Source organism: Dactylosporangium sp. NPDC005572 (genome assembly GCF_040605515.1).
Taxonomy (GTDB): domain Bacteria; phylum Actinomycetota; class Actinomycetes; order Mycobacteriales; family Micromonosporaceae; genus Dactylosporangium.
This window is the reverse complement of record NZ_JBEXCY010000001.1, coordinates 139889-163941: the sequence shown is the minus strand read 5'-3', so window position 1 is coordinate 163941 and position 24053 is coordinate 139889. Positions and strand designations below refer to the sequence as shown.

Annotated in this window: 19 protein-coding genes; 9 read left to right on the top strand and 10 right to left on the bottom strand. The window is 70.5% G+C overall.

The window, feature by feature from the left end:
- Nucleotides 1-13 precede the first annotated feature (13 nt).
- Nucleotides 14-1435 (bottom strand): MFS transporter, encoded by a 1422-nt coding sequence (locus ABZS66_RS00640; RefSeq protein ID WP_354753768.1) that lies wholly within the window; start codon nt 1433-1435, stop codon nt 14-16.
- A 118-nt stretch (nt 1436-1553) separates the two neighbouring features.
- Between ABZS66_RS00640 and ABZS66_RS00635 the strand changes: the two genes are divergently transcribed.
- Genes ABZS66_RS00635 through ABZS66_RS00625 form a run of 3 tightly spaced genes read left to right on the top strand, consistent with a single transcriptional unit; the run spans nt 1554 to nt 5126 of the window.
- Nucleotides 1554-2741 carry a CaiB/BaiF CoA-transferase family protein gene (locus ABZS66_RS00635; protein WP_354753766.1) on the top strand — a complete coding sequence of 396 codons (1188 nt, stop codon included), beginning with the start codon at nt 1554-1556 and terminating at the stop codon, nt 2739-2741.
- A 29-nt stretch (nt 2742-2770) separates the two neighbouring features.
- Nucleotides 2771-3934: an acyl-CoA dehydrogenase family protein gene (locus ABZS66_RS00630; protein WP_354753764.1), complete on the top strand. Its 1164-nt coding sequence runs from the start codon at nt 2771-2773 to the stop codon at nt 3932-3934.
- Between the two features lie 4 nt (nt 3935-3938).
- Nucleotides 3939-5126: an FAD-dependent oxidoreductase gene (locus tag ABZS66_RS00625; RefSeq protein WP_354753763.1), complete on the top strand. Its 1188-nt coding sequence runs from the start codon at nt 3939-3941 to the stop codon at nt 5124-5126.
- A 64-nt stretch (nt 5127-5190) separates the two neighbouring features.
- Here the strand turns inward: ABZS66_RS00625 and ABZS66_RS00620 are convergent, their stop codons facing one another.
- From ABZS66_RS00620 to ABZS66_RS00610, 3 genes are all read right to left on the bottom strand, one after another.
- The gene (locus ABZS66_RS00620) at nt 5191-6285 is read right to left on the bottom strand and encodes an NDMA-dependent alcohol dehydrogenase (protein ID WP_354753762.1); all 1095 of its coding nucleotides are present in this window, start codon (nt 6283-6285) and stop codon (nt 5191-5193) included.
- A 30-nt stretch (nt 6286-6315) separates the two neighbouring features.
- On the bottom strand, nt 6316-7926 hold the full coding sequence (locus ABZS66_RS00615; RefSeq protein WP_354753760.1) for an NAD(P)/FAD-dependent oxidoreductase: 1611 nt from the start codon (nt 7924-7926) through the stop codon (nt 6316-6318).
- 183 nt (nt 7927-8109) lie between these two features.
- On the bottom strand, nt 8110-9357 hold the full coding sequence (locus tag ABZS66_RS00610; protein ID WP_354753759.1) for a cytochrome P450: 1248 nt from the start codon (nt 9355-9357) through the stop codon (nt 8110-8112).
- 226 nt (nt 9358-9583) lie between these two features.
- Here ABZS66_RS00610 and ABZS66_RS00605 point away from each other — a divergent pair, with 226 nt between their 5' ends.
- Together ABZS66_RS00605 and ABZS66_RS00600 are read left to right on the top strand one after the other, a co-directional pair.
- Nucleotides 9584-9766 carry a hypothetical protein gene (locus ABZS66_RS00605; protein WP_354753757.1) on the top strand — a complete coding sequence of 61 codons (183 nt, stop codon included), beginning with the start codon at nt 9584-9586 and terminating at the stop codon, nt 9764-9766.
- 169 nt (nt 9767-9935) lie between these two features.
- Entirely contained in the window at nt 9936-12458 is a 2523-nt protein-coding gene (locus ABZS66_RS00600; protein WP_354753755.1) for a CoA transferase, read from the top strand.
- Nucleotides 12459-12601: 143 nt separating this feature from the next.
- Here the strand turns inward: ABZS66_RS00600 and ABZS66_RS00595 are convergent, their stop codons facing one another.
- From ABZS66_RS00595 to ABZS66_RS00570, 6 genes are all read right to left on the bottom strand, one after another.
- Nucleotides 12602-13393, bottom strand: a complete 792-nt coding sequence (locus ABZS66_RS00595) for a CoA ester lyase (protein ID WP_354753753.1) — start codon at nt 13391-13393, stop codon at nt 12602-12604.
- Nucleotides 13390-14385 carry a MaoC family dehydratase gene (locus ABZS66_RS00590; RefSeq protein ID WP_354753752.1) on the bottom strand — a complete coding sequence of 332 codons (996 nt, stop codon included), beginning with the start codon at nt 14383-14385 and terminating at the stop codon, nt 13390-13392. Before ABZS66_RS00590 ends, ABZS66_RS00595 begins: the two co-directional genes overlap by 4 nt.
- Nucleotides 14382-15989 (bottom strand): GMC family oxidoreductase, encoded by a 1608-nt coding sequence (locus ABZS66_RS00585; protein WP_354753750.1) that lies wholly within the window; start codon nt 15987-15989, stop codon nt 14382-14384. The genes ABZS66_RS00590 and ABZS66_RS00585 overlap by 4 nt, the downstream gene beginning before the upstream one ends.
- 13 nt (nt 15990-16002) lie before the next feature.
- A complete protein-coding gene (locus ABZS66_RS00580; protein ID WP_354753748.1) occupies nt 16003-17133 on the bottom strand; it encodes an acyl-CoA dehydrogenase family protein in 1131 nt (376 codons plus the stop codon).
- A complete protein-coding gene (locus ABZS66_RS00575) occupies nt 17130-18326 on the bottom strand; it encodes an acyl-CoA dehydrogenase family protein (protein WP_354753746.1) in 1197 nt (398 codons plus the stop codon). Before ABZS66_RS00575 ends, ABZS66_RS00580 begins: the two co-directional genes overlap by 4 nt.
- 72 nt (nt 18327-18398) lie before the next feature.
- Nucleotides 18399-19616, bottom strand: a complete 1218-nt coding sequence (locus tag ABZS66_RS00570) for a cytochrome P450 (RefSeq protein ID WP_354753745.1) — start codon at nt 19614-19616, stop codon at nt 18399-18401.
- A gap of 155 nt (nt 19617-19771) precedes the next feature.
- Here ABZS66_RS00570 and ABZS66_RS00565 point away from each other — a divergent pair, with 155 nt between their 5' ends.
- From ABZS66_RS00565 to ABZS66_RS00550, 4 genes are all read left to right on the top strand, one after another.
- Nucleotides 19772-21166: an aldehyde dehydrogenase family protein gene (locus ABZS66_RS00565; protein ID WP_354753743.1), complete on the top strand. Its 1395-nt coding sequence runs from the start codon at nt 19772-19774 to the stop codon at nt 21164-21166.
- Between the two features lie 243 nt (nt 21167-21409).
- Complete coding sequence (locus ABZS66_RS00560; RefSeq protein ID WP_354753742.1) at nt 21410-22255, top strand: cyclase family protein; 846 nt, start codon at nt 21410-21412, stop codon at nt 22253-22255.
- 23 nt (nt 22256-22278) lie between these two features.
- Nucleotides 22279-23193 carry an enoyl-CoA hydratase gene (locus ABZS66_RS00555; RefSeq protein ID WP_354753740.1) on the top strand — a complete coding sequence of 305 codons (915 nt, stop codon included), beginning with the start codon at nt 22279-22281 and terminating at the stop codon, nt 23191-23193.
- A complete protein-coding gene (locus ABZS66_RS00550; protein ID WP_238005719.1) occupies nt 23190-24023 on the top strand; it encodes an SDR family oxidoreductase in 834 nt (277 codons plus the stop codon). The genes ABZS66_RS00555 and ABZS66_RS00550 overlap by 4 nt, the downstream gene beginning before the upstream one ends.
- Nucleotides 24024-24053: the final 30 nt, after the last annotated feature.

Below are 24053 nucleotides of genomic sequence, written 5' to 3'. Positions count from 1 at the left end.
AGGCTCATTGGGATCACCCCGCCGCCGGGTGCGTCGTCGTCGGCCCGGCCAGACCGGCGTCGCTGACCACCGGGTCCGGTTCCAGACCGGGGGTCTGAGCACCGTCGTGGGGGATCAGCAGGGCCGCCCCGGCGGAGAGCGCCATGGCTGCCGCCAGCACAACGAAGACGGCGACGTAACCCACCCCGTCGAGACCGGCCGGCCCCGCGTACGCCGTCAGGATGGCTACCGTGGTGGCCGCCCCGAGTGAGCCACCGAGCGTCCTGATGTTCGTGTTCATGCCGTTCGCCACTCCGGTCTGACCAGCGGGTACCGAGGCCACGACCACGGCCGCGACAGTGGAGAGGATCAGCCCGTTGCCGACGCCCTGAACGACGCACCAGCTGACGATCATCCACCACTCGCCGTTCCAGGCAGCCATTGCGGCGAACGACGCGCTGCTGATCAGGCCACCCGCAACGAGCAGGCTGCGGGAGGAGAACAGGCGGTAGAGCCGAGCGGTGCACAGGCTGGTGAGGAAGGCCGCGAGCGCGATGGGCGACATCAGCAGGCCCACCTCCGAGAGCCTCGCACCGATCCCGACGCCGCTGTCCGGCGGTGCCTGGATCAGCCGCGGGAGCCCGGCCGCACACCCGAACAGCCCGACCCCGGCGAGGAACGCCACCAGGTTCGCGGTCCAGACGCCTCGAAGGCGCATCATGCGCAGGTCCACGAACGGCACCCGCGCCCGCCGCTCCTGAGCAGACCAGCCCAGGCCGAGGATGAGACCTGCGCCGACCAGGGCCAGAACCATCGGCGACGTCCATCCCAGGAAGCTGCTCCGGCTGATCGCCAGCAACGCGCAGACCAGGGCGCCGGCGAAGAGGATCACCGGCAGGACGCCGAACCGGCCGGTGCCCGGAGCTTGCGAACCGGACGGTGGCAGCACCAGCAGCACGCCGACCAGGGCGACCATCGCCAGACCCATCGGGAGGAGGAACAGCGCCGTCCGACCCATCCCGACCAGGATCGGGCCGGCCAGCACGATCCCGACCGAGAACGCGATGGAACCCACCGTCGCCAGGACCGCCGCTGCGTAGCTGAGTCGATCCGGGGGCACTCCCGCCCGCAGCGCCGAGAAGGCGACTGGAACGGCGCCGCCGCTGATCCCCTGCACGACCCGCATGGCGATCTGCCACCCGATGGTGGGCGCCAGGGCGGAGCCGAGGCAGCCGAGCGCAAGCACCAGGAGCACCACAGCGAGGATCCGGCGTTGACCGTAGCTGTCGCCGAGCCGCCCGAGCAGGGGAGTCGCCACGCCTGAGGAGAGCAGGAAGCCGGTGATCAGCCAGGTCGCGGTGACCTGGTCGGTGTCGTAGCCGGACTGCAGTCCCGACAGCACGGGAACGACGACAGACTGCGGCAGGTTCACCGCGATCACGACGAGCGCGAGCACAGGGAAGACCGCACGGGAGCGGGACCGTGGGTCGGTGGTCCTGAGCAGGACTCCTCCAAGAGTTGAAGTGAGCTACTACACCACAATAAGACCACAACAGTGATGTAGCGTAGCGGTCATGCTCGACACCCGACCGCTTGCTGGCGTCACCGTCGTCGGCCTGGAACAAGCCGTGGCGGCTCCGTTCGCGACACGGCAGCTGGCCGATCTCGGCGCCCGGGTGATCAAGATCGAACGGCCCGGAGGTGGCGACTTCGCCCGCGGGTATGACCGAGCCGTCCACGGGCTGTCCAGCTACTTCGTCTGGCTCAACCGTGGCAAGGAGTCACTCACCCTCGACGTCAAGGCTCCTGAGGGCCGCGAGGTGTTGCGACACCTGCTCGCCCGGGCTGATGTCTTCGTGCACAATTTGGGTCCGGGCGCGGTGGACCGGCTCGGCTTCGGCGTCGACGCACTGGCCGCGCTCAATCCGAGATTGATCGGCTGCGCCGTCAACGGATACGGAAGCACCGGGTCGTGGGCCGACCGAAAGGCCTACGACCTGCTCATGCAGTGCCAGACCGGCCTGGTCTCGATCACGGGTGTCCCGGACTCGGGAGCACGGGTCGGCATTTCCGTGGCTGACATCGCGGCCGGGATGTACGCCTTCTCGGGCGTTCTCACGGCGCTGCTGGCCCGGGCTACCACCGGCGCGGTGCAGCCGGTCGAGGTCTCGCTGTTCGACTCGCTGGCCGAGTGGATGAGCCAGCCGGCCTACTACACGGGGTTCACCGGGTCCCAGCCGCCTCGACTCGGCACGCACCACGCCACCATCGCGCCGTACGGCGCCTACACGGCCATGGACGGACGGGAGATCCTGTTCTCGATCCAGAACGACGTCGAGTGGCGGGCGCTCTGCGCGCAGTTCCTCGACGATCCCGCGCTGGCCGATGACCCCAGGTTCCGCACCGGTGCCGACCGTGTCGCGCACCGTGCCGAGCTCGACGGGTACATCGCCGATGCCTTCGCCCGGCGCACCAGCGAGGAGGCGGCCGAGCGCCTGGACCAGCTGCGTATCGCCAACGCGCCGATCAACCAGGTCGCCGACTTCCTGGAGCATCCGGTGCTGCGGGAACGGGACCGGTGGCGCAAGGTGCAGGCCCCCGGTGGGGAGTTCCAGGCGCTGCTGCCCCCGATCGGGCTGGCCGGGAGCGAGCCGGTGATGGGCAACGTGCCCGACCTGGGCCAGCACACCGACGCCCTGCTCGCCGAGCTCGGCCTTGGCCCCGATGCGATCGCCCGCCTGCACGGCGCCGGCGTTGTCTGAACCGACACCGTCAGGAGGAGAACAGACCCATGGGTCGCCTGGAAGCACTCGACGAGCACGAGCGCGCCGTCGTCAGCACCGTCGCCGATTTCGTCGACAAGCAGGTCAAGCCGGTGGTGCAGCAGCTGGAGCACGACAACGTGTACCCCGAGGCGCTGATCGAGCAGATGAAGGCGCTCGGTGTCTACGGGCTCGCGGTGCCCGAGGAGTACGGCGGCGTCGCGGTCAGCATGCAGTGCTACGTCCTGGTCACCGAGGAGCTGGCCCGTGGCTGGATGAGCCTGGCCGGCGCGATGGGCGGCCATACGGTGGTCTGCAAGCTCCTCAACCAGTTCGGTACACAGGAGCAGCAGGACACCTGGCTCCCGCGCCTGGCCACGGGGGAGGTCCGAGCGACGATGGCGCTCACCGAACCGCACGGCGGATCTGACCTGCAGGCACTGCGGACAAGTGCCAAAGAGGTCGACGGCGAGTACCGCGTCAACGGCGCCAAGACCTGGATCAGCAACGCCCGCCGGGCCGGGCTGACCGCGTTGCTGTGCAAGACCGACCTGACCGCGCAGCCGGCCTCGAAGGGCATCTCGGTGCTGCTCGTCGAGCCTGGGGAGGGGATGACCGTCTCGCGGGACCTTCCCAAGCTCGGCTACAAGGGCGTTGAGAGCTGCGAGGTGGTCTTCGACGACTACCGGGCTCCGCTGAGCAACATCCTGGGAGGCGTGCCCGGCCTCGGGTTCGCACAGATGATGAAGGGCCTGGAGACGGGTCGGTTGCAGGTCGCGGCGCGGGCGCTCGGTGTCGGTCGGGCGGCTTACGAGGATGCCCTGTCCTATGCGCAGACGCGCGAGTCCTTCGGCAAGCCGATCTGGAAGCACCAGTCGGTCGGGAACCTGCTGGCCGACATGGCCACCAGCCTGGAGGCCGCGCGTCAGTTGACGCTCTATGCAGCGCGTGAGTTCGACGCCGGCCGCCGGGTCGACATGGAGGCCGGGATGGCCAAACTGTTCGCGTCCGAGACGGCGATGAAGATCGCCCTCGACGCCGTGCGCGTGCACGGCGGATACGGCTACTCGACCGAGTACGACGTCGAGCGCTACTTCCGTGACGCGCCCCTGATGATCGTCGGCGAGGGCACCAATGAGATCCAGCGCAACGTGATCGTGGGCCAGCTGGTCTCACGGGCGCGAAAGGGCTGAGGCGATGGTCGCCGACGACGCTGGAATCGTCGTGGTCGGGGCCGGCCTGGCCGGCCTGCGCACGGCTGAGGGGCTGCGCCGTCACGGGTGGGAGGGTCTGGTGACCATCGTCGGCGACGAGGTTCACCTGCCGTACACACGTCCTCCGCTGTCGAAGAAACTGCTGCTCGAGGGCGGTGACCACGCCAGCGTCGAACTCCGTCGGCGCGACTCCGAACATCCTGTGCAGTGGCGGCTGGGGCGTCGGGCTGTCGCCTCCGACCTCGACGGGTGCTCGGTCACCCTCGACGATGGGGCCGTGCTTCGATATCAAGGGCTGGTGGCCGCCACCGGTGTCCGCGCGCGGCGCCTGCCGGAATCCCTTGGTGGCCGCAGGGCCGTACTGCGCACGCTGGACGATGCCCAGGCGCTCAGCGGACGACTGCGTCCGGGCGCCCGGGTGGTCGTGATCGGTGCCGGGTTCATCGGCTGCGAGGTAGCGGGTACCGCGCTCTCCCGCGGCTGCGCCGTCTCGGTGGTGGCGATCGACGAGCTGCCCATGGTGGCTCCGCTCGGGCCGCTCGTCGGCGCGGAGCTGCGGCGTCGGCACGCCGCCGCCGGTGTGAACTTCCATCTCGGCACCGGCATCATCTCGGTCGACGAGGGCGGCGTCGTGCTGTCGGACGGCACCCGGCTTGAGGCAGACGTCGTCGTCGAAGCGATCGGGTCGCGGCCGGCCACCGAATGGCTCGCCGGTAACGGACTCGACCTGGCCGACGGCGTCGTCTGCGACGAGTTCCTCCGGCTCGGCGGCCGCAAGGGCACGGTCGGCGTCGGTGACGTCGCGCGGTTCCCCAACGCGTGCTACGACGCAACGCCTCGGCGCATCGAGCACTGGCAGGTCGCCGTCGACACCAGCCTGTACGCCGCGGCCGCACTGGTCGGCGACCTCACCGGCCGTCCTCCGGAGAAGCCGTTCGGCACCGTGCCCACGTTCTGGTCCGATCAGGCCTCCGTGAGCATCCGTGCCCTGGGCCAACCCGCCCTGGCCACCGACGTCGAGGTGCTGGAAGGAGATCTCTCCGGTGAGGCCGCGATCGGCTACCGCAGGGACGGCCGGCTGGTCGGCGTCCTCCTCCTGGGCCTGCCGAAGCGGATGGGCTTCTACCTGAAGCACCTCACCGACGACCTGGCCGCCACTCCGACCCGCTGAACCGAACTCACGCAGAAGAAGGGCCCGGTGGTCACCGCCGGGCCCTTCGTCTCTGTGCTGTGGTTCAGAACTCGATGACGCCGCGGATGTTCTTGCCCGCGTGCATGTCGGCGTAACCCTCGTTGATCTGGTCCAGGGTGTAGGTCCTGGTGATCAGCTCGTCGAGCTTCAGGTGGCCCTGGCGGTAGAGGTCGAGCAGCAGCGGGATGTCCCGGTGCACCTGGACGCCACCGTAGACGTTGCCGCGCAGGGTCTTCTGGCTCAGCGTGAACAGCGCGAGGTTGAGCTCGACGGTGGTGGAGGCGAACGGCGAGACCGACGTGACCACCGTGGTGCCCGCCGGACCGGTGAGGTCGACGATCTGCCCCAGCTTGCTGGCGTCGCCGACGCCCACCGAGAGGATCGCCGCGTCAGCCATGCGGCCGTTGGTGTTCTCGGCCAGCAGTTCCTTGGCCTCCTCGACCGAAGCGACCGCGTGGGTGGCGCCGAACTCGAGGGCCTTCTGACGCTTCAGCTCGACGGTGTCGACCGCGACGATGAGGTTGGCGCCGGCGTTCTTCGCGCCCTGCACGGAGTTGATGCCGACACCCCCGCTGCCGATCACCACGACGTTGTCGCCGGGCTGGACCTCAGCCAGGTACACGGCTGCGCCCCAACCGGTGGTGACGGCACAGCCAAGCAGGGAGGCCACGTTGAACGGGATGTCCTTGCCCATCTTCACGACACAGCGCTCGGAGACGACCGTGACGTCGGCGAAGGTGCCCAGGTCGCCGGTGGCGGCGATCTCCTGGCCGCGGGCCTTGAACGGCTTGGCGGCGCCGTAGTCCTGCAGCGAGGCGTTGAGGCACAGGTTGGACCGCCCGCGGGCGCAGTTGCGGCAGTAGCCGCAGGGCGGCTGGAAGATCAGGACGACGTGGTCGCCGGGCGCCACGCGGGTGACGCCGGGCCCGACCGCCTCGACGACGCCGGCACCTTCGTGCCCGCCGACCAGGGGGAGCGGGGTCGGCATGTCGCCGGTGACCGCGTGGTCGTCGGAGTGGCACAGGCCGGTCGCGTGGACCTTGACCCGCACCTGCCCGAACCCGGGCTCCGCGAGCTCGACGTCCTCGACGCTCCACTGCTCCCCGATGCCCCAAAGGATCGCTGCCCTGGTGCTCATCTAGTGCCTCTCCATTCGTCGTTGACCGGATCAGGATGAGAACTTGAAGCCGCGGTAGCCGTCGGCGGTGGCCGCCTTGACCCGCTCGCGGTACTGGGGGAGACCTCCGGCGTAGAGCAGGTAGGCGCGCTTGCGGCCCGGCACGTTGGAACCGAACGCCCAGGACTCGGCGGTCTCCTGCATCGTGCCGACGATCCCGGCGTTGACGTGGTCGATCCACTCGTCCTCGGCGGCCTCGGCCGGTTCCACGACGGTCTCGCCGCGCTCCCGCATCCCGGCCACCGTGGCGGCCACCCAGTCGGCCTGGAAATCCGTGGCCCGGGGGATCACGCCGGTGACGCTCTGCGGTCCGCCGACCAGGAACAGGTTGGGGAAGCCGGCCACGGTGAGGCCGAGATAGGTGCGGGGGCCTGCCTCCCAGTGGTCGCGCAGGGCCACGCCGTCGCGACCGCGGATGTCGATGCGGTTGTAGGAGCCGACCACCGCCTCGAAGCCGGTGGCGAAGACGATGACGTCCAGGTCGTAGTGACCGTGGACGGTCTCGATCCCGGTCTCGGTGAACCGGACGATCGGTTCCTCGCCGGTGGAGACCAGCGAGACGTGGGGCTCGTTGAAGACCTCGTAGTAGCCGTTCTCCAGCGGCGGCCGCTTCTGCCCGAAGCCGTGGTCCTTCGGGATCAGTCGCTCCGCCAGCTCGGGGTCGTGGACCCGGGCCCGGATCCGCTCGGCGATGTAGGCGGTGACGTTGTCGTTGGCCCGCTTGTCCAGGGCCACGTCGCGGAAGTTGCCCAGCGCCATGATCAGGCCGGGGGAGTCGTAGAGGCGGTCGAAGTGGGCCCGCCGCTGGTCGGCCGCCATCTCCAGCGAGGACTCCATGATCGGCCGGTGCATCGAGCCGGACGGCGACAGCTGGGTGGCGTCCCAGATCTCGCCGATCCGGCTGCGGATGTCGGCCATCCGCTCCGGGGTGATCGCGAAGTTGTTGATGGGCGTGCACCAGTTGGGGCTGCGCTGGAACACCACCAGCTGCCCGGCGTCCCTGGCCACCAGCGGGACGATCTGGACCCCGCTGGAGCCGGTGCCGATCACCGCCACCTTCTTGCCGGTGAAGTCGATGCCCTCGTCCGGCCAGAGCCCGGTGTGGGCCCATTCGCCGCGGAAGTCCGCCAGCCCCGGGGCGCTGGGGAAGGCCGGCGCGGACAGGATCCCGAGCGCGGTGACGAGGTGGCGGGGCCTCCAGACGTCACCGGAGGACGTCGTCACCGTCCACCGTGCTGCCTCGCTGTCCCACACGGCCGAGACCACCCGCTGTTCGAAGGTGATCAACCGGCGAAGGTCGAACCGGTCCACGACGTGGTTGAGGTAGCGCTCGGTCTCCGGCTGACCGGCGTACTCCTCGCTCCAGTCCCATTCCTCGATCAGTTCGGGGGAGAAGAAGTAGCCGTAGGTGTAGCTCTCGGAGTCGAAGCGAGCACCGGGGTAGCGGTTCCAGAACCAGACGCCGCCCGCCCCGGTACCCGCTTCGACCATCCGCACGTCCACGCCCTGCTGGTTGAGCGCGTAGAGCTGATAGATGCCGGAGATGCCGGCCCCCACGACCAGGGCATCCAGCGTGGTGACGGCGGACTGCGACTTCGACACGAAGGTCCTCCTGCACTGGCACCAATGTTGCTTTAGTGTTCTTGGTATCGCGCAATTATGGTAACACCATAAGAGGAACCGCCAGGCCGTCCAGCCGGGTCCGCATCGGCACGTCTGCGTATGGGGGCTAGTCCCGGCGCAGCCGCTCCCGGGTGTCCTGGATCGGCTTCCCGGCCGGGGCACTCACGACAGTTCCCGCGGACCAGGAGCGAAGCGCAGGTGGACGTCGTTGACGCCCCAGGCCAGACCGAGGTGCTCATGCGGCGCGGGTGCGTCGGGGTCGAGCTCGAACCGGGGGATTCGGCGGTGCAGCTCTTCGAACGCGATCCGCAGCTCCAGCCGGGCCAGGTGCAGCCCGACGCATCGGTGGGTACCGACGCCGAAGGCCAGGTGCGGCTTGGCCGGGCGGTCGAAGATCACCGCATCCGGGTCGGGGTAGTACTTCGGATCGCGGTTGGCCGAGCCCAGCGGCGCGTGCACCCGCTCGCCCTTGGGAATCCTGATGCCGCGGATCTCCAGGTGCTCGTCCGTGATCGTGCGGGTCGGTACCGGCGGGGTGGCCCAGCGCAGCAGCTCCTCCACCGCGGTCGGTACCTGCTCCGCGTCCTCGAACATGCGGTCCCACTGGTCCGGGCGCTGCGCGAAGTAGCGCGCGCAGCGGGCCAGGACGCTCTGCACCGTGTCCAGACCGGCCATCATCATCAGCACGGAGAAGTCGAAGAGCTGGTCGTCGGTGAGCTTCTGCCCGCCGATCTCGGCGTCGAGCATGACCGACATGACGTCGTCGTTGCGAGGGGCGGCCCGCCACTGCGGGATCTTCTCCGCCATGTAGGCGGCGAACTCCTGGTGCGTTCGGCCGCGGGCGGCGTTGTTCTCCTCCTCGGTACCCCCGGGGACGCCATGCAGCAGGACGTCGGCCCAGCCGTTCATCATTTCCAGGTCCTCGCCCGGCCAACCCATGATGGCCAGGACGGTCGCGCCCGGGAACGGCACCGCGAACATCTTGACGAAGTCCACCTTGCCATCCTCGATGAAGGCGTCGATCAGGCGGTTGCACTGCTCGCGCAGATGGTCCTCGAGCTCGGCGACCTTCTTGGGGGCGAACTGCGGGTCGAGCACCTGGCGGACCTGACGGTGCTCAGGGCCGTCGAGTTCGATCGGGATCTGAGCTTTGCGCGCGCCGGAGAGATTCAGCCCGTCGGGCTCGTTGGGGAAGCTGACCACACCGCGGTTGTTGCGGCGCAGCAGATCGGAGACGTCGTCGTAGTCGGTCAGCACCCAGCAGCCGTTGCCGCGGGCGGAGTAGCTGACCGGCTTGTCGGTCCGGCGGTCGGCCAGCTCGGTGAGCTGCTCGTCGATGGACCTGTTGGCGTAGGGGTCGTAGTCACGTCGGTAACGGGCCCGCAGGTCGTCCAGGGCGAGGTCGGTCATCGGACTCCCAATCATGTTGCCGATGTGGATCAAACCGCATTGTAAGTATGGTGACGCACAACACGCGACACGACAAGAAGACGAAAGACGGGTCAGTGGCCGGCGCCCCGGGCGTCCCCGCGGTCGGCGCGATGGCGGCGACCCGCGCCACCAGGTCGGCCGCCCGGCGCGGGGCCGGGCCGATCGAGGCGTGGTGCGAGGAGGCCGACGGGGCGGAACAGCGGCCGTGTCCGGCGTCGAGCCGGGTGCGACGGGTCATCTGATCGCGGAGCTGCTGACCACCGGCGGGAGCGGCCGGGAGATCCCGCGGACGGTCGACACGCACGTCCAGCGGATCCTCGCTGAGCTGGACCTCACCTTCCGCAGCCAGGTGGTGGCCCTGGTCGCCGGCGGAGTCCGCGGGCGCTGAGCGAGAAACATCATAGTACTCCACAGTGATCACTGCGGGTCGGCGGCCAAATGGGCCAGGTGTGCGCCGTGACCTGGCACTTCGCTGGTCGGCGTTACAAGGCCTTAATGATGCTGCAAAGAAGCTTGCAGTTGTGTTTTAGTTCGGAACGTCTTATCGTCCTCTCATCATGAGTGTGCCATCGGAAGTCCCGAACACCCGGCCGTCCACGCCTCTTTCCGGACTGCGGGTCCTCGACCTGTGCCGCGTCGTCTCCGGTCCCTTCGGCTCGCTCCTGCTGGCCGATCTCGGTGCGGAGGTGATCCGCGTCGAGTCGTTGCCGGACGGCGTGCCGAGGGCGGAGATCGACCCGACCCGCCTCAGCGAGGACGAGGCCTTCAACTGGGGTCTGTCCCGCAACAAGCACTCGGTGAGCCTGAACCTGAAGACCGGCGAAGGCCGCGACCTGGTCCACCGGCTGGTGGCGCAAGCGGACGTCGTCGTCGACAACTTCCGGCCCGGCGTCACCAAGCGGCTCGGGATCGACCGGGAGTCGTTGCTGCCGTTCAACCCGTCGATCATCACCTGCTCGTTGACCGGCTTCGGCGGCGACGGGCCATGGGCCACGATGCCCGCGTACGACCCGATCGTGCAGGCCATGTGCGGCACGATGAACTACACCCGGCTGGACCCGGACCGCCCCCCGGTGCGCTGGGGCATTCCGATCGGGGACCTGTTCGCCGGCGTCTTCAGCGCGATCGGCGTCACCGCGGCGGTGATCCACCGTGACCGGACGGGGGCGGGCCAGCACGTCGACGTCTCGATGCTCGACGTGATGCTCGCCCTCAACACCTACCGGGTGCCGCAGGCCCTGAGCTTCGGCCAGGAGCCGCTGCCGTCGCCGTTCGAGGGTGGCCAGGGCACCGTGCCGTTCGGCAACTTCGAGTGCGCCGAGGGCTGGGTCGCGATCTGCATCAGTCAGCGGATGTGGCCGGCCGCGGCCCGGATCATGGAGCGGCCGGACCTGCTGACCGACGATCGGTTCAGCACCGGGCCGGCGCGGCACGCCCACCGTGAGGAGCTCGTCGAGCTCCTGCAGGGGGTGTTCCGTACCCGCACCGCGGACTGGTGGCAGGAGCACCTCATGGACGCCGGCGTCGTATGCGGCAAGGTCACCCGGGTCGCCGACGTCTTCAAGCACCCGCAGGTACGGGCCCGCGGCATGTCGGTGGAGGTCACCGACGAGTTCGGCCGCACCGCCACCGTCGCGGGCGACGCCCTCAAGTTCAGCGACTCCACCACCTGGCGGGCCCCCCGGCAGACCGGGGCGGACACTGCGATGGTGCTCAGCTCGCTGCTGGGACTCGACGCGGCGGAGCTGGGGCGCCTCGCCGCAGCCGACGTGATCCACTGCGGCGACGACCGTGGTGGTGTGCCGCTGGTCGAGCGCTGGGCGCCAGAAGCCGAGGTGGACGTCTCCCGTCAGATCGGGCGGGCCCTGGAGGGCACGATCGTCCTGGAGATGAACGGCGACGAGCCCAGCAAGGGCTTCGCCGCCCAACTCCTGGCCGACCTGGGGGCCGACGTGATCCGCGTCGATCGGCCGTTCGGCCAGGTGATGGAGCCCTACCCGGATGTGACCCGCGAGGCGTCATTCCGGGCCGGCTTGAACCGGGGCAAGCGCAGCGTCGTGGCCGACCTGAAGACCGCCGAGGGGCGCCAGTTCCTGCTCGGCCTGGCCTCCCGGGCCGACGTCATGCTCGACAACTACCGGCCGGGAGTGCTCCACCGGCTCGGCCTGGACTTCGAGTCGCTGCAGAGCAAGAACGACCAGCTCATCCAGACCTCGATCACGGGGTTCGGCCACACCGGCCCGTGGAGCGCCTTCCCGGCCTTCGACAACGCGATTCAGGCACTCGGTGGTGGCATGAGCATCACCGTCGACCACACCAGCCCGGACGTCCCGATCCGCTGGGGCAACCCGATCGGCGGCCTGACCGGCGCGCTGTTCGCCGCGCTGGGCACGTTGGGCGCCTTGCGGCTGCGCTCGCTGCGGGGGCACGGCCAGCGCTTGGACGTCAGCCTGCTGGACGCCCAGGTGGCCCTGCTCTCGTACCGGGCGCCGCAAGCGGTCACCGTGGGCAAGGAGTTCCTCCCCGAGCCACGGCGGGGCGGCAGCGGTTCGCTGCCGTTCGGGGTGTTCCGCACTGCCGACGACCGCTGGTTCACGATCTGCATCACTCAGCAGTTCTGGGCCCGGTTCTGCCAGGCCGCGGACCACCCTGAGTGGATCGACGACCCCCGGTTCGCCACCGAGCCGTTGCGGCGGGAGCACGAGGAAGCCCTGTACGCGGCGGTCGAGCCGAGCTTCCTGAGGCGGTCGGCGGCCGAATGGGAGGCGCTGTACTTCTCGCTCAGGCTGCCGGGGGCCATGGTGCTGTCGATCAACGAGGCCTTCTCGCACTCCCAGGCGGTGGCCAGGAGAATGCGGATCCGGATTTCCGACCCGGACGTGGCCGCGGGCATCGAGGTGGCCGCCGCGGCCGTGAAGTTCGGGGCCGCCCCGGAGCCGGCCCCGGCCGGCGCGCCCATCCCGGGCGGCGACACCGCCCTTGTGGCGGCCGAGTTCGGCCTCGACGCGCCCGCAGCAGACGTCAAGGCTCCGTCGCAGCGTTGGAACGACGCCGCCCGGGAGTCCATCGCCACCGTCTGATCCGCCCCTGACCGAGCCCGGTTCCGCCGCCCGGTGGGACCGGGCTTTGGCGTGCGGGTGGTGAATGAATGCGACCTGTGGACGGCACGCGCCGAAGGAGTTGCGTTGCCGTGTGGAAGGACACCTTCACGTGAAGGACGAGGTCAAGCGCGACTGAGGATGCCACGCGCCCGGGTCACCACGGGTGCGTCGACCATCGCGCCGTCGACGACGACAACTCCCGAGGACGAGGCCTCGGCCGCCACGACGATCCGCTCGGCCCAGGCCAGCTCGGCGGCCGAGGGCGAGAACGCGGCGTTGACGGCGGCGACCTGCTTGGGGTGGATGCACAGCTTGGCGCCCAGGCCCAGCTCCCGGGCATGGGCGAGGTCGACGTCGAGCACCGCCGGGTCGTCGAGGCGGACGGTGACGCCGTCGACCGGGCCGGGCAGGCCCGCGGCGGCTGAGGCCATCACCAGCCGGCCGCGACTGTAGGCGAACGCAGACGGCGAGGCCGGGTCCACGCCCAGCTCGGCAGCCAGGTCGACGGTCCCGAGCGCCAGCCGGACCACACCCGCGGCGGCGATCTCGTCGGCTGCGGTCACGCCCCGCGGCGTCTCCACCAGGGCCAGTACCTCGCCGACGCGTGCACGGACCGCGGCGACCTGGGCGGCCGAGTCGGTCTTGGGCAGCATGACGACGGCGCCGGTGCCGGCCAGAGCGGCCAGCTCGGCGTCGTGTGTCGGAGTCCCGGCGGCGTTCACGCGGACGACGGCGGTGTTCCCCGCGCCCAGCCACGCGACGACGTGCTCCAGCGCAGCCGCCTTGACCGCGGGCGCGACGGCGTCCTCCAGGTCCAGCACGACGGCGTCCGCCCCGCTCCCGGTGGCCTTGGCGAACCGCTCCGGACGGTCGCCCGGCACGAACAGGAAGCTGCGGGCCGAGCCGGCGTTCACGCCAGCACCGCGGTGAACCGCCAGTCGAGCACCGGCCGAACCTCGCCGCCGGGGCCGCGGGAGTCCACCAGGCACCGCAGGTCGGCCAGCCCGCCACCGCCCGGCAGCGGCTCCAGGCCGGTGACGGACACCGTGGCGGCGAGCGCGTCGTCCTCGTGCACCGGGCCGACGTGGTCGCAGCCGTCCCAGCCGGTCACGGCGACCAGCGCCGGCAGCGCCCGCGTCACCTGATGCAGCGCCAGTGCGATGGTGTGCCCGCCGTAGACCAGCCGCCGCCCGCCGGCGGCCACGGCGTCGTGGTGCACCGCAGCCAGGTTGCCGGTCAGCCGGGCCAGCTCGGGCGCGCTGGAGACGACGTCGCACCCCTCAACCGTCCAGCGTGCGCCCGGTTCCAGGTCGGCGAAGTGCGGCCCCGGCACGCGCGCGCGGAAGGCCGCCAGCTTCCAACCGGCCACGGGCGCGCCCAGCTCGGCGCGGGACGGCGTCCGCCCGACGGCGTCGAGGTTGTCCTGGCGCTCGACCCGGGCGTCGGCCGAGGAGAGCGGCAGCATCGCGCAGCGCCAGTAGTCGAGCACCGTACGGCCGGCCTGGTCGGTGGTGACGATGTGCAGAGCGGCGACGCCGGTGGGCGCTCGCCCCTCGCGACGGCGATTCTCCCGCAGCCCCTCGACCGTGGTCACCGTGGACAGGGTGTCGCCCACCGCGGGGAACCGGCGGAAACACAGCCCCCGGTAGAACAGGTTGGCCTTGACGTGCTGCGTCACAGCGGTGGACTGCCCGATCGAGACGTCCCACACCAGGGCCGGTGGCGCCAGCGCGCGGACGCCCGCCACGGCCACGGCCAGCCCCTGATCGAGGCTGATCCGCAGCCGGTTCCCCACGATCGCGCGGTGCGCGGCGACCAGTCCGTCGGTCAGCGTGAGCGCGGGGGCGTCGTCGAAGACCTGGCCGATCCGCAGCTCGTCGGCGTAGGGACCGCGGACCGCCGTCACGCGTCCTCCAGGATCAGCGACGCCGCGTGCCAGGCCAGCGCCTGCGTCGGTGCCGAGGTGTTGCCCGAGGGCTGGTGCGGGAACACCGACGCGTCGACCACCCGCAGCCCGGTCGTGCCCCGCACGCGCAAGCGCTCGTCGACGACGTCGTCTGAGCCCGGGCCCATCGCGCAGCTACCCAGCGGGTGGTAGCCGGAGGCGCCCTGGAACAGGCCGACCTGCTCGAAGTCGGCCTCGGTCCGAACGCCGGGGCCGGGGATGCGCTCCTCGGTGATCAGGTCGGCCACCGGGCCGTTGCCGAACAGCTCGCGCACGCGCCCGCCGACCTTGGACAGGATCCGGCGGTCCGCCTCGGTGTCGAGGAAGTTGGGCTGGATCGCCACCGGGTCCTCGGGGTCCGGGCCGGTGATGTGGATGTGGCCGCGGCTGGTCGGGCGGAGCGGGTATGCGGCCAGCATCAGGCCCGGCTCGTCGTCGACGGCGAGCTTGTCGTTGTGCATCGTCTTCCCCTTCATCGAGAGGGGATTGAAGAAGCCGCAGGTGTCCGGACGCTCGGACGTGGGGTCTGCCTTGAAGTAGACCAGGCAGGTGGCTGAGCCGGCGGCGATGATCCCGTCCCGGCGGACCAGGTACTTCGCCCCCTGGTACATCCGCTTGGCCCGGGTGTTCACGAGCGGGTTGAACCCGCCGGCGGCGCCCGGCCGGATCCTGTACATGAACCGCAGTCCGCGGTGCTCGTTGAGCTTCTCGCCGACGTTCGGGCTGTCCACGACGAGCTTCACGCCGGCCCGCGCGAGCACGTCCGCCCGCCCCACACCGGAGCGCTCCAGGAGCGTCGGGGTGTCCAGCGAGCCGCCGCAGACCAGGACCTCCTTACGGGCCCGGATCTCGATCTGCTGCCCTTTGTGCCGGGCGAGTACGCCGACCGCGCGGGTGCCGTCGAAGCGGATCCGCCCCACCTCCGTTGCGGTGGCCAGCGTGACGTTGCCGCGTTTGAGCGCCGGCCGCAGGAAGGCGCTGGCGGCGGTGACGCGCAGCCCGCGCCTGGTGGAGAACTGCGTGTAGCCGGTGCGCTCGTCGTCGGAGCCGTTGATGTCGAGCACGCGCTGCACTCCGGCCGCGGCGCAGGAGGCCATGAACGCCTCGGACACCGGCTCGGTCGGTGCGGTGAGCTCGACGCTCACCGGGCCGCTGCCGCCGTGCAGGTCGGAGGCGCCGAGCTGGAAGGACTCCAGGTGCTTGTAGGCGTCCAGGAAGGTGTCCCAGCCCCAGCCGGGGTTCCCCTCCTCGACCAGGCGGTCGAAGTCGCCGGCCCAGCCGCGGTTCCAGACCAGACCGTTGATGGTGGTCGACCCGCCGACGACGCGGCCGCGCCACCAGGCGTCGGTGACGTTCTCGGGCCCGAACGGCCCGGCGGTGAACTTCTTGGCGTAGCGGTCGGAGTGCATCGTGAAGAAGAAGCCCTTGGGCACCAGGTGCATCGGGTTGCGGTCGTGCCCGCCGGCCTCGATCACCAGAACGGTGGCTCGGGACCCGGCCGAGATCCGCTCGGCCAGGACCGAGCCGCCCGCGCCGGAGCCGATGATGACGTAGTCGAACTCCATGGCTCCTCCGAACTCAGGCCGGGACTGCGTCGAGGGTCAGGGCTGCGACCCGGTCGAGGTGCTGCGTGGCGGTGCCCAGCGTCAGACCGTTGGTGCTGGCCCGCTTGAAGTACAAGTGGGGCGAGCCCTCCCAGGTGAAGCCGAGGCCGCCGTGGAGTTGGATCGCCCCGGCGCTGACCGCCTGGTAGGACTCGCTCGCCACGGCCTTGGCCAGCCCGGCCGCGAGCTGCGGGTCGTCGTTGCCGTCCTGCAGTGCCCAGGCGCCGTGGTAGGCCGCCGACCGGGCGGCCTCGACCGCGATCAGCAGGTTCGCGCAGCGGTGCTTGACCGCCTGGAACGCGCCGACCGGCTGGCCGAACTGCTTGCGCGTGCTGACGTGCGCGACGGTGACGTCGAGCATCCGCTGCGACCCGCCGACCGACTCGACGGCCAGCAGCACCGAGGCCACCAGCGCGGCCCGCTCGACGGCGCCGACCGCCTCGGTGCCGGAGGCCAGCAGCCGTGCCGGCGTCGCGGCGAAGGAGACCGCGGCCTGCCGGCGTGTGAGGTCGAGTGTGGTCAGCGCGGTGCGGGTCAGGCCCTCGGCGCCTCCCGCCACGGCGAACAGCGCCAGGCCGGCTGAGGTGCGGGCCAGCACCAGCAGTGTGTCGGCGGCGGCGCCGTCGGGGACCTGGGCCACGTTGCCGGTGAGCCGCCAGCCGCCGTTCTCGGTGGCCTCGACGGTGACGGCATCCTCGTCCAGGACTCCGGTGGCGAGCGGCGCGACCAGCGTGGCCACGCGCTCGCCGGAGCACAGCGACGGCAGCAGCTCGCGTTTGGCGTCCTCGTCGGACAGCGCCACCAGCGTCGGCATGGCCAGGGCGAGGGTGCCGAGCACCGGCCCGCAGACCAGGGCCGCGCCGAGCTCCTCGACGACGACAGCCTGGGCGACCAGTCCGACGTCGTCGCCGCCGTACGCCTCGGGGACCGCCAGGCCGAGGACGCCGATGTCGGTGCCCAGCCGGCGCCAGAGCGCCGGGTCGTGGCCGAGCTCGGACTCCATGTGCTCGCGGACCAGGACCTCGGGGGAGACCTCGGCGCAGAACTCGCGCACCGTCGAGCGCAGCTCGACGATCTCGTCGTCGAACTCGAACTCCTGCGTCATCGGGGGATGTCCTTCCAGGCGACGCCCTTGTCGGCGCGCAGTTCCTGCGGCAGCTTGAGGACGCGTTCGCCGATGACGTTGCGCATGATCTCCGAGGTGCCGCCCTCGAGCGTGGTGGCGCGGGAACGCAGGTACTTGCGCTGGATCGCGGCCGGGCCGGACTCGTCGTCCGGAGCGTCGAGCGAGTAGGTGTCGATCAGGGTGCCCTCGGGGCCGAGCAGTTCCAGGCAGAACTCGTAGACCGCCTGGGTCAGTTCGGAGTTGAGCAGCTTGATGATCGCGCTCTCGGCACCGACCACCCCCTTGCTGGCCGCCACCCGGGCCCGGTCGCCGGTCAGCCGCTGCGTCTCCGCCCGGACCCAGAGCCGGACCAGCCGGTCCCGCAGCACCGGGTCGTGGCGCTCGGGGTGAGCCGCCCACAGGGCCAGGGCGTCGGCGATCACGCCGCTGCCGCGGGCCGCCACGCGGTCGCCGAGCGAGGTCCGTTCGTCGCCGAGGGTGCTGTTGGCGACGATCCAGCCGTCACCGACCTCGCCGAACCGCTGGCTGTCAGGGATGAACACGTTGTCGAGGAACACCTCGTTGAACGCGGCCCGCCCGGTGATCTGGCGCAGCGGCCGCACGGTGATTCCCGCGGACCGCATGTCGACCACGAAGTAGGTCAGGCCCTTGTGTTTCGGCACGTCGGGATCGGTGCGGGCCAGCAGGATCGCCCAGCGGGAGAGGTGGGCCAGGCTGTTCCAGACCTTCTGGCCGTTCACCTGCCAGCCGTCGCCGTGGCGGACCGCACGGGTGGCCAGGCCGGCCAGGTCGGACCCGGCGCCCGGCTCGCTGAACAGCTGGCACCACTTCTCCTCGCCGGTGGCCAGCGGGCGCAGCCGGCGCGCGGCGAACTCCCGGTCCGCGTAGCGGCGGATCGTGCCGGCCACGATGCCGTAGCCGATGGTGTTCACCGTCCGGGGCTCGGGCCCGCCGGCCTCCCGCATCACCCGGTTGGCCAGCGGCTGCAGGGCGCGGGGTGCGTCCAGGCCGCCGAGCCCGACCGGGAAGTGGACCCAGGTCAGCCCGGCGTCGTACCAGGCGCCCATCAGCTCCGGGAGCGGCGTCGAGGTGGGCGGGTGCTCGGCCACCACCCGGCGGGCGGTGGCCTCGACCAGCTCGGCGTCGGGCGTGGTCGCCGGCGATGCGGTCATCGGGCTCCTAGGTAGCGACAAGGGCGACGTTGAAGAACTACTTCAACATAACATGAGAATCATATGCTGGGTTCAGGCGAGGTCGGTGTCCCCGACCCGCTCGCCCGGGGTGAAACGGACCGGGATCTCGAACGGCCCCACCACCGAGGGGGTCTGCGGGTGCTGGTGCCACGCCACCTCGCCGGCCGGGCGCAGGTCGGGCAGCCGCGTGACCAGCGCCGTGAACATGGTCACCAGTTCGGCCCGGGCCAGGTACGAGCCGAGGCAGAAGTGCCGCCCGGCGCCGAACGCGAGGTGCGGGTTGGGAGAACGGTGGATGTCGAAGGTGTCCGGGTCGGCGAACATCTCCGGGTCCCGGTTGGCCGCGCCGTAGTAGCTGACCAGCTTGGTCCCCTTGGTCACGGCGACACCGGCGAACTCGGCGTCGCGCGTGGCGGTGCGGCGCTGGAACACGATGGGCGGGTCGAACCGCAGCATCTCCTCCACCGCCTGCGGCACCAGCGACGGGTCCTCGACGAGCGCGCGGTGCGCCTCGGGGTGCTGGAACAGTCGGTTCATGCCGGTGGCGAGCACGTTGCGCGAGGTGTCGCTGCCGGCCGAGACCAGCAGCTGGAAGTCCAGCTGGAACTGGTGCTCGTCGAACGGGATGTCCAGGACCTCCGCGTGGGCGATCTTGGTCAGCATGTCCTCGCGGGGCTCAGCCATCCGCTCCCGGTAGGCGTCGCTGGCCCAGGAGTAGAGCGTCGAGATGGCCTCGGCACCGATGCCGTAGGACGGATCGGTGCCCCGGGCCAGGGTGGCCGCGGCGTCGAACATCACCAGCGACTGCTCGCGCGGGAGGCCGATCAGGTCCGCCATGACGAAGCTGGCCATCCGGCCCGCGATGTCGTCGACGAAGTTGCACTCCCCCTTCTCGATGACGCGGTCGATGATGTCGTTGACCAGCCCTTCCAGCACGTCCTGCTGGGACCGGACCGCCATCACGCCGAGCTCTGGGCTGAGCAGCTTGCGGTGCGGGGTGTGGTGCGGCGGGTCGGAGAAGATCAGGTGCTGGTGGGTCGCGTCCCCCTGCACGGCCGTGTCGCTGATCAGCGTGGTCGGGGCGTTGCCATAGGTGTCCGAGTCCGTCTCCAACGCCTTGACGTCCGCGTACCGGGTGAGGGCGTAGAAGCCGGGGCCGCCGTCGTGCTCCGCGTGCCAGTGCACCGGGTCGTTCTCACGCAGCCATTTGTAGAGCTCGTAGGGCTGTCCCACGACGTAGTGGGCGGGGTCGAGCAGGTCGATCTCCATGCGGCACCTCGATGGCGGGTCGGACGCACACAACTGTGGTTCTACTTATCCTGTAACCATCATGGTCTGGCCGCAAGAGCAAGGCTGCATTATGGTTTGCTTCGAATAGAGCTGCCTTCGACCATCACAGCGACGTGCCCGCCAGGAGGACTCCGGTGACCGCAACGATCCCCACGACCCGTACGTACCGGACGCACAACCCCGCCACCGGTGAGACGCTGCGCGAGTACCCGTTCCTGAGCGGCGATGAGCTGGAGGCCAAGCTGGCCCTGGCCCACCAGGCCTATCTGACCTGGCGCGAGGTGCCGATCGCCGAGCGCGTCGCGCTGTTCGTCAAGGTGGCCGACCTGATCGAGGCCAGGCTCCCGGAGCTGGCCCGGCAGGCCACGCTGGAGATGGGCAAGATCCTCCCGTACTCCCTGGGCGAGGGGGCCGGTGCGGTGAGCATGTTCCGCTACTACGCCGAGCACGGCGAGGCCCAGCTCGCCGACGAGGTGATCGAGTCGGCCGGCTTCTCGAAGCTGGTGCTGCGCCGCGAGCCGGTCGGCGTCGTCCTCGGGATCGAGCCGTGGAACGCGCCGCTCTACCAGGCGATGCGGGCCACTGCCCCCAACCTGATCCTCGGCAACACCGTGATGGTGAAGCCGGCCGAGATCTGCCCCGGCTCGACGCTGATGTTCGACGAGATCTTCCGCGAGGCCGGCTTCCCCGAGGGCTGCTACCAGACCATCCTGGTCTCGACCGACCAGGTTTCGACGCTGATCGCCGACGACCGTGTCCGGGCCGTGACGCTGACCGGCTCCGACCGTGCGGGCTCGGCCGTCGGCGAGCAGGCCAGCCGGCACATCAAGCCGGTGGTCCTGGAGCTGGGCGGCTCCGACGCCTTCATCGTGCTGGACTCGGCTGACGTCGACCTCGCCGCCGGCACCGCCGCCACCTGCCGTCTCGTGCTGGGTGGGCAGGCGTGCGCGCTGCCCAAGCGGGTCATCGCCACCGAGGGCGTCGCCGACGCCTTCACCGAGCAGTACGTCGCCGCGTTCGCTGCTCAGGTGGTGGGCGACCCGTTCGACGAGACGGTGACCGTCGGCCCGATGTCCAGCCAGGCCGCGGCCGACCTGCTGCAGGAGCAGCTCGACGACGCCGTTGCCAAGGGCGCCACGGTACTGCTGGAGGGCGGCAGGATCGACGGGCCGGGGTCGTTCTTCAAGCCCGCGGTGATCACCGGCGTCACCCCGGAGATGCGGCTCTACCGGGAGGAGGCGTTCGGCCCGCTCGGCGTGGTCTACCGGGTGGCGGACACCGAGGCCGCGGTGCGGCTCGCCAACGACAGCCCCTACGGCCTCGGCGGTGCTGTCTTCGGTGAGGCCGAGGAAGCGCTGGCGGTGGCCGGCCGGCTCGACACCGGCGGCGTCGGGGTGAACACCTTCCTGGGCTCGCCGACCGAGGCGCCGTTCGGCGGCACCAAGCGCTCCGGCGTCGGTCGCGAGCTGGGCGGCCGCACCGGCATCGACATGTTCGCGAACCTCAAGACGTACGGCTTCCCCGCCTGAACCCCGTCTGAACCCGGCCCGCCCGGCCCACCGACGAGACGGGCCGGGCGGGCCGACCCGATCCACTGCCGCAGCAGGCCCTGCGCACCGAGGAGCGTTCCGATCAGCACCCGTCGCACCGTCTCACCCCGTCGCCGGTACACCAAGGCCGAGCTCGACGCGCTTGCGCTGCACTACCGCACCTGGGGCAGGTGGGGGGCCGGCGACGAGGCCGGCGCGCTCAACCACATTACTGCCGAACGGGTGGCTGCGGCGGCCGCGCTGGTGCGCACGGGCAGGACGTTCTCCCTGGCCATCCCGCTCGACCGCAACGGACCCATGCCCTCCCGGACAGCACGCGTGAACCCTCAGCACCAGATGTACAAGCACGGGGGTGACCTGCTGGCCGACTGGGAGAACGCCCGGCACGGCATGCAGTCCACCGACGACGGCATCTACATGCCGTTGCAGTGCGCCACCCAGTGGGACGCCTTCTGTCACGTCTTCTACGACGGCGTCACCTACAACGGGCACGGTCCCGAGAGCGTGACCAGCCAGGGCGCGGTCCACAACAGCATCTCCCAGGTGGCCGACCGGGTGGTCGGCCGCGGTGTCCTGCTCGACTTCCCACGGTTCTACGCCGTCGACTGGCTGGAGCCCGGCGACGCCATCCAGGACGTCGACCTCGAGGCGTGCGCGAAGGCCCAGGGCGTCGAGATCGGCCCGGGCGACATCGTCCTGATCCGCACCGGCCACATGCGCCGGCGCAGGGCCGAGGGGCAGGAGCACTGGGGCGACTACGCCGCCGGTCCCGCGCCCGGCCTCGGTGTCAGCAGCGCCGACTACCTGCTGCCGCGGGAGATCGCCGCGGTCGCGGGTGACACCTGGGGACTGGAGAGCGTGCCGAGCGAGTCCCTGCCCGAGGCCAAGTTCGCCCTGCACGTGATCTTCCTGGTCAACGCCGGTGTGCTGATCGGGGAGATCTGGGACCTCGAGGAACTGGCCGCGGACTGTGCTGCCGACGGCGTCTACGAGTTCTTCCTGAGCGCACAGCCGCTCACCGTGACGGGGGCGGTCGGATCGCCGCTCAACCCGATCGCTGTCAAGTGACCGACCCCCCAGGAGGGACCACTATGCCGGACTACCGGTTCATCACCTACGAACTGCTCGACGAGGGGACCATCGCCCGGATCACGCTGAACCGGCCGCGCTACCGCAACGCCCAGAGCCGCAGCCTGCTCGTCGAGCTGGACGAGGCGATGCTCCGGGCGGAGGCGGACGACACGGTGCGCGTGGTGATCCTCGCCGGCAACGGCATGACATTCTCCTCCGGCCACGACATGGGCACGCCGGAGCGGGCGGTGGAGCGGGCCGAGGGACCGCAGCAGCACCCGACGTTCCAGCTCAACGGGGCCACCAAGGTCAGCGCCGAGAAGCGCATGGTCCAGGAGTGGCACTACTACTACCAGAACTCGCTCCGGTGGCGGAACCTGCGCAAGATCACCGTCTGCTCGGTGCAAGGGCCTGTCCACGCGGCCGGCTTGACCTTCGCGTGGTCCTGCGACCTGATCGTCGGTGCCGAGGGCACGACGTTCTCCGACCCCGTCGGCACGCGGCTGGGCATGTGCGGTGTCGAGTACTTCGCCCACCCGTGGGAGTTCGGCCTGCGGCGAACCAAGGAGCTGATGCTCACCGGCGGGAGCGTCAGCATCGACGAGGCCCATCGGATCGGCATGGTCAGCCAGATCTTCCCGGCCGGCGAGCTGGTCGAGCGGACCCTGGAGTACGCCCGCGAGATCGCCAAGAGGCCGACCATGACCGCCTTGATGATCAAGGAGGCGGTCAACCAGACCCAGGACAACATGGGCTTCTACAACTCGCTCCAGGCCTGCTTCAGCCTGCACCAGATCAACCACGCGCACTGGGCCGAGATCCACGGCGGGCGGGTGGCGCACGCGACGATCGAGGACGGGGCCGTGGACTGGCGCAAGGGGGCCGCATCGGCCAAGCCGGACCAGGACCCGCTGGCGGCGGAGGCGGCCCGATGACAGCGTCGTGGACCGATCGGGACGCCGACTGGACGCCCGACTACGCGAGCCTGATGCGGCTCGACGGCCAGGTGCACGTCGTCCTGGGTGCCGGCTTCGGCATCGGGCGGCAGACGGCGCACGCGCTGTGCGCCTTCGGTGCCACGGTGGTGTGCGTCGACCGTGACCAGGAGCGGGCCGAGAAGGTGGCGGCCGAGGTCGGCGGCATTGCCTGGACGGGCGACATTACCGACCGTGACTCGATGGCGGCCCTGTTCGACTTCGTGGACGAGCGGTGCGGGCGCCTCGACGGCGTCGTCGACATCGTCGGCCTGTCGATCTACAAGCAGGTCCAGGACCTGTCCGACGACGACTGGCTGTTCCACGTCGACATCGTGCTCAAGCACGCGTACCTGGCGATCAGCTATGCCGCGAAGTTCTGGGAGCGCACCGGCACCGGAGGCTCGATGGCCTTCGTCGCGTCGGTGGCCGGGTTGGGCAGCTCGCCCAAGCTGGCCGCGTACGGGGCGATGAAGGCGGCACTCATGTCCTTGGTGCGGACGTCAGCGGTGGAGCTGGGTCCGCTCGGGGTCCGGGTCAACGCGGTGGCGCCGGGCACCATCCGGACGCCGCGCCAGCAGGCCAACCCGCGCTGGACCCCTGAGCTCGTGCAGGCGAACATCGACAAGACGCCGCTGGGCAAGCTGGCCTACCCGTCGGACATCGCCGGTGTGCTGCTGTTCCTGCTCTCGCCGCTGTCCGGGCACGTCACCGGCGAGTCGATCGTCGTCGACGGAGGTAACCACGTGCTGTTCAACGTCAGCTCGCCCGAGCCGGAGCGCAAGGCCTGAGACGGGCGACGACCGCGGGCCCGGACGCCA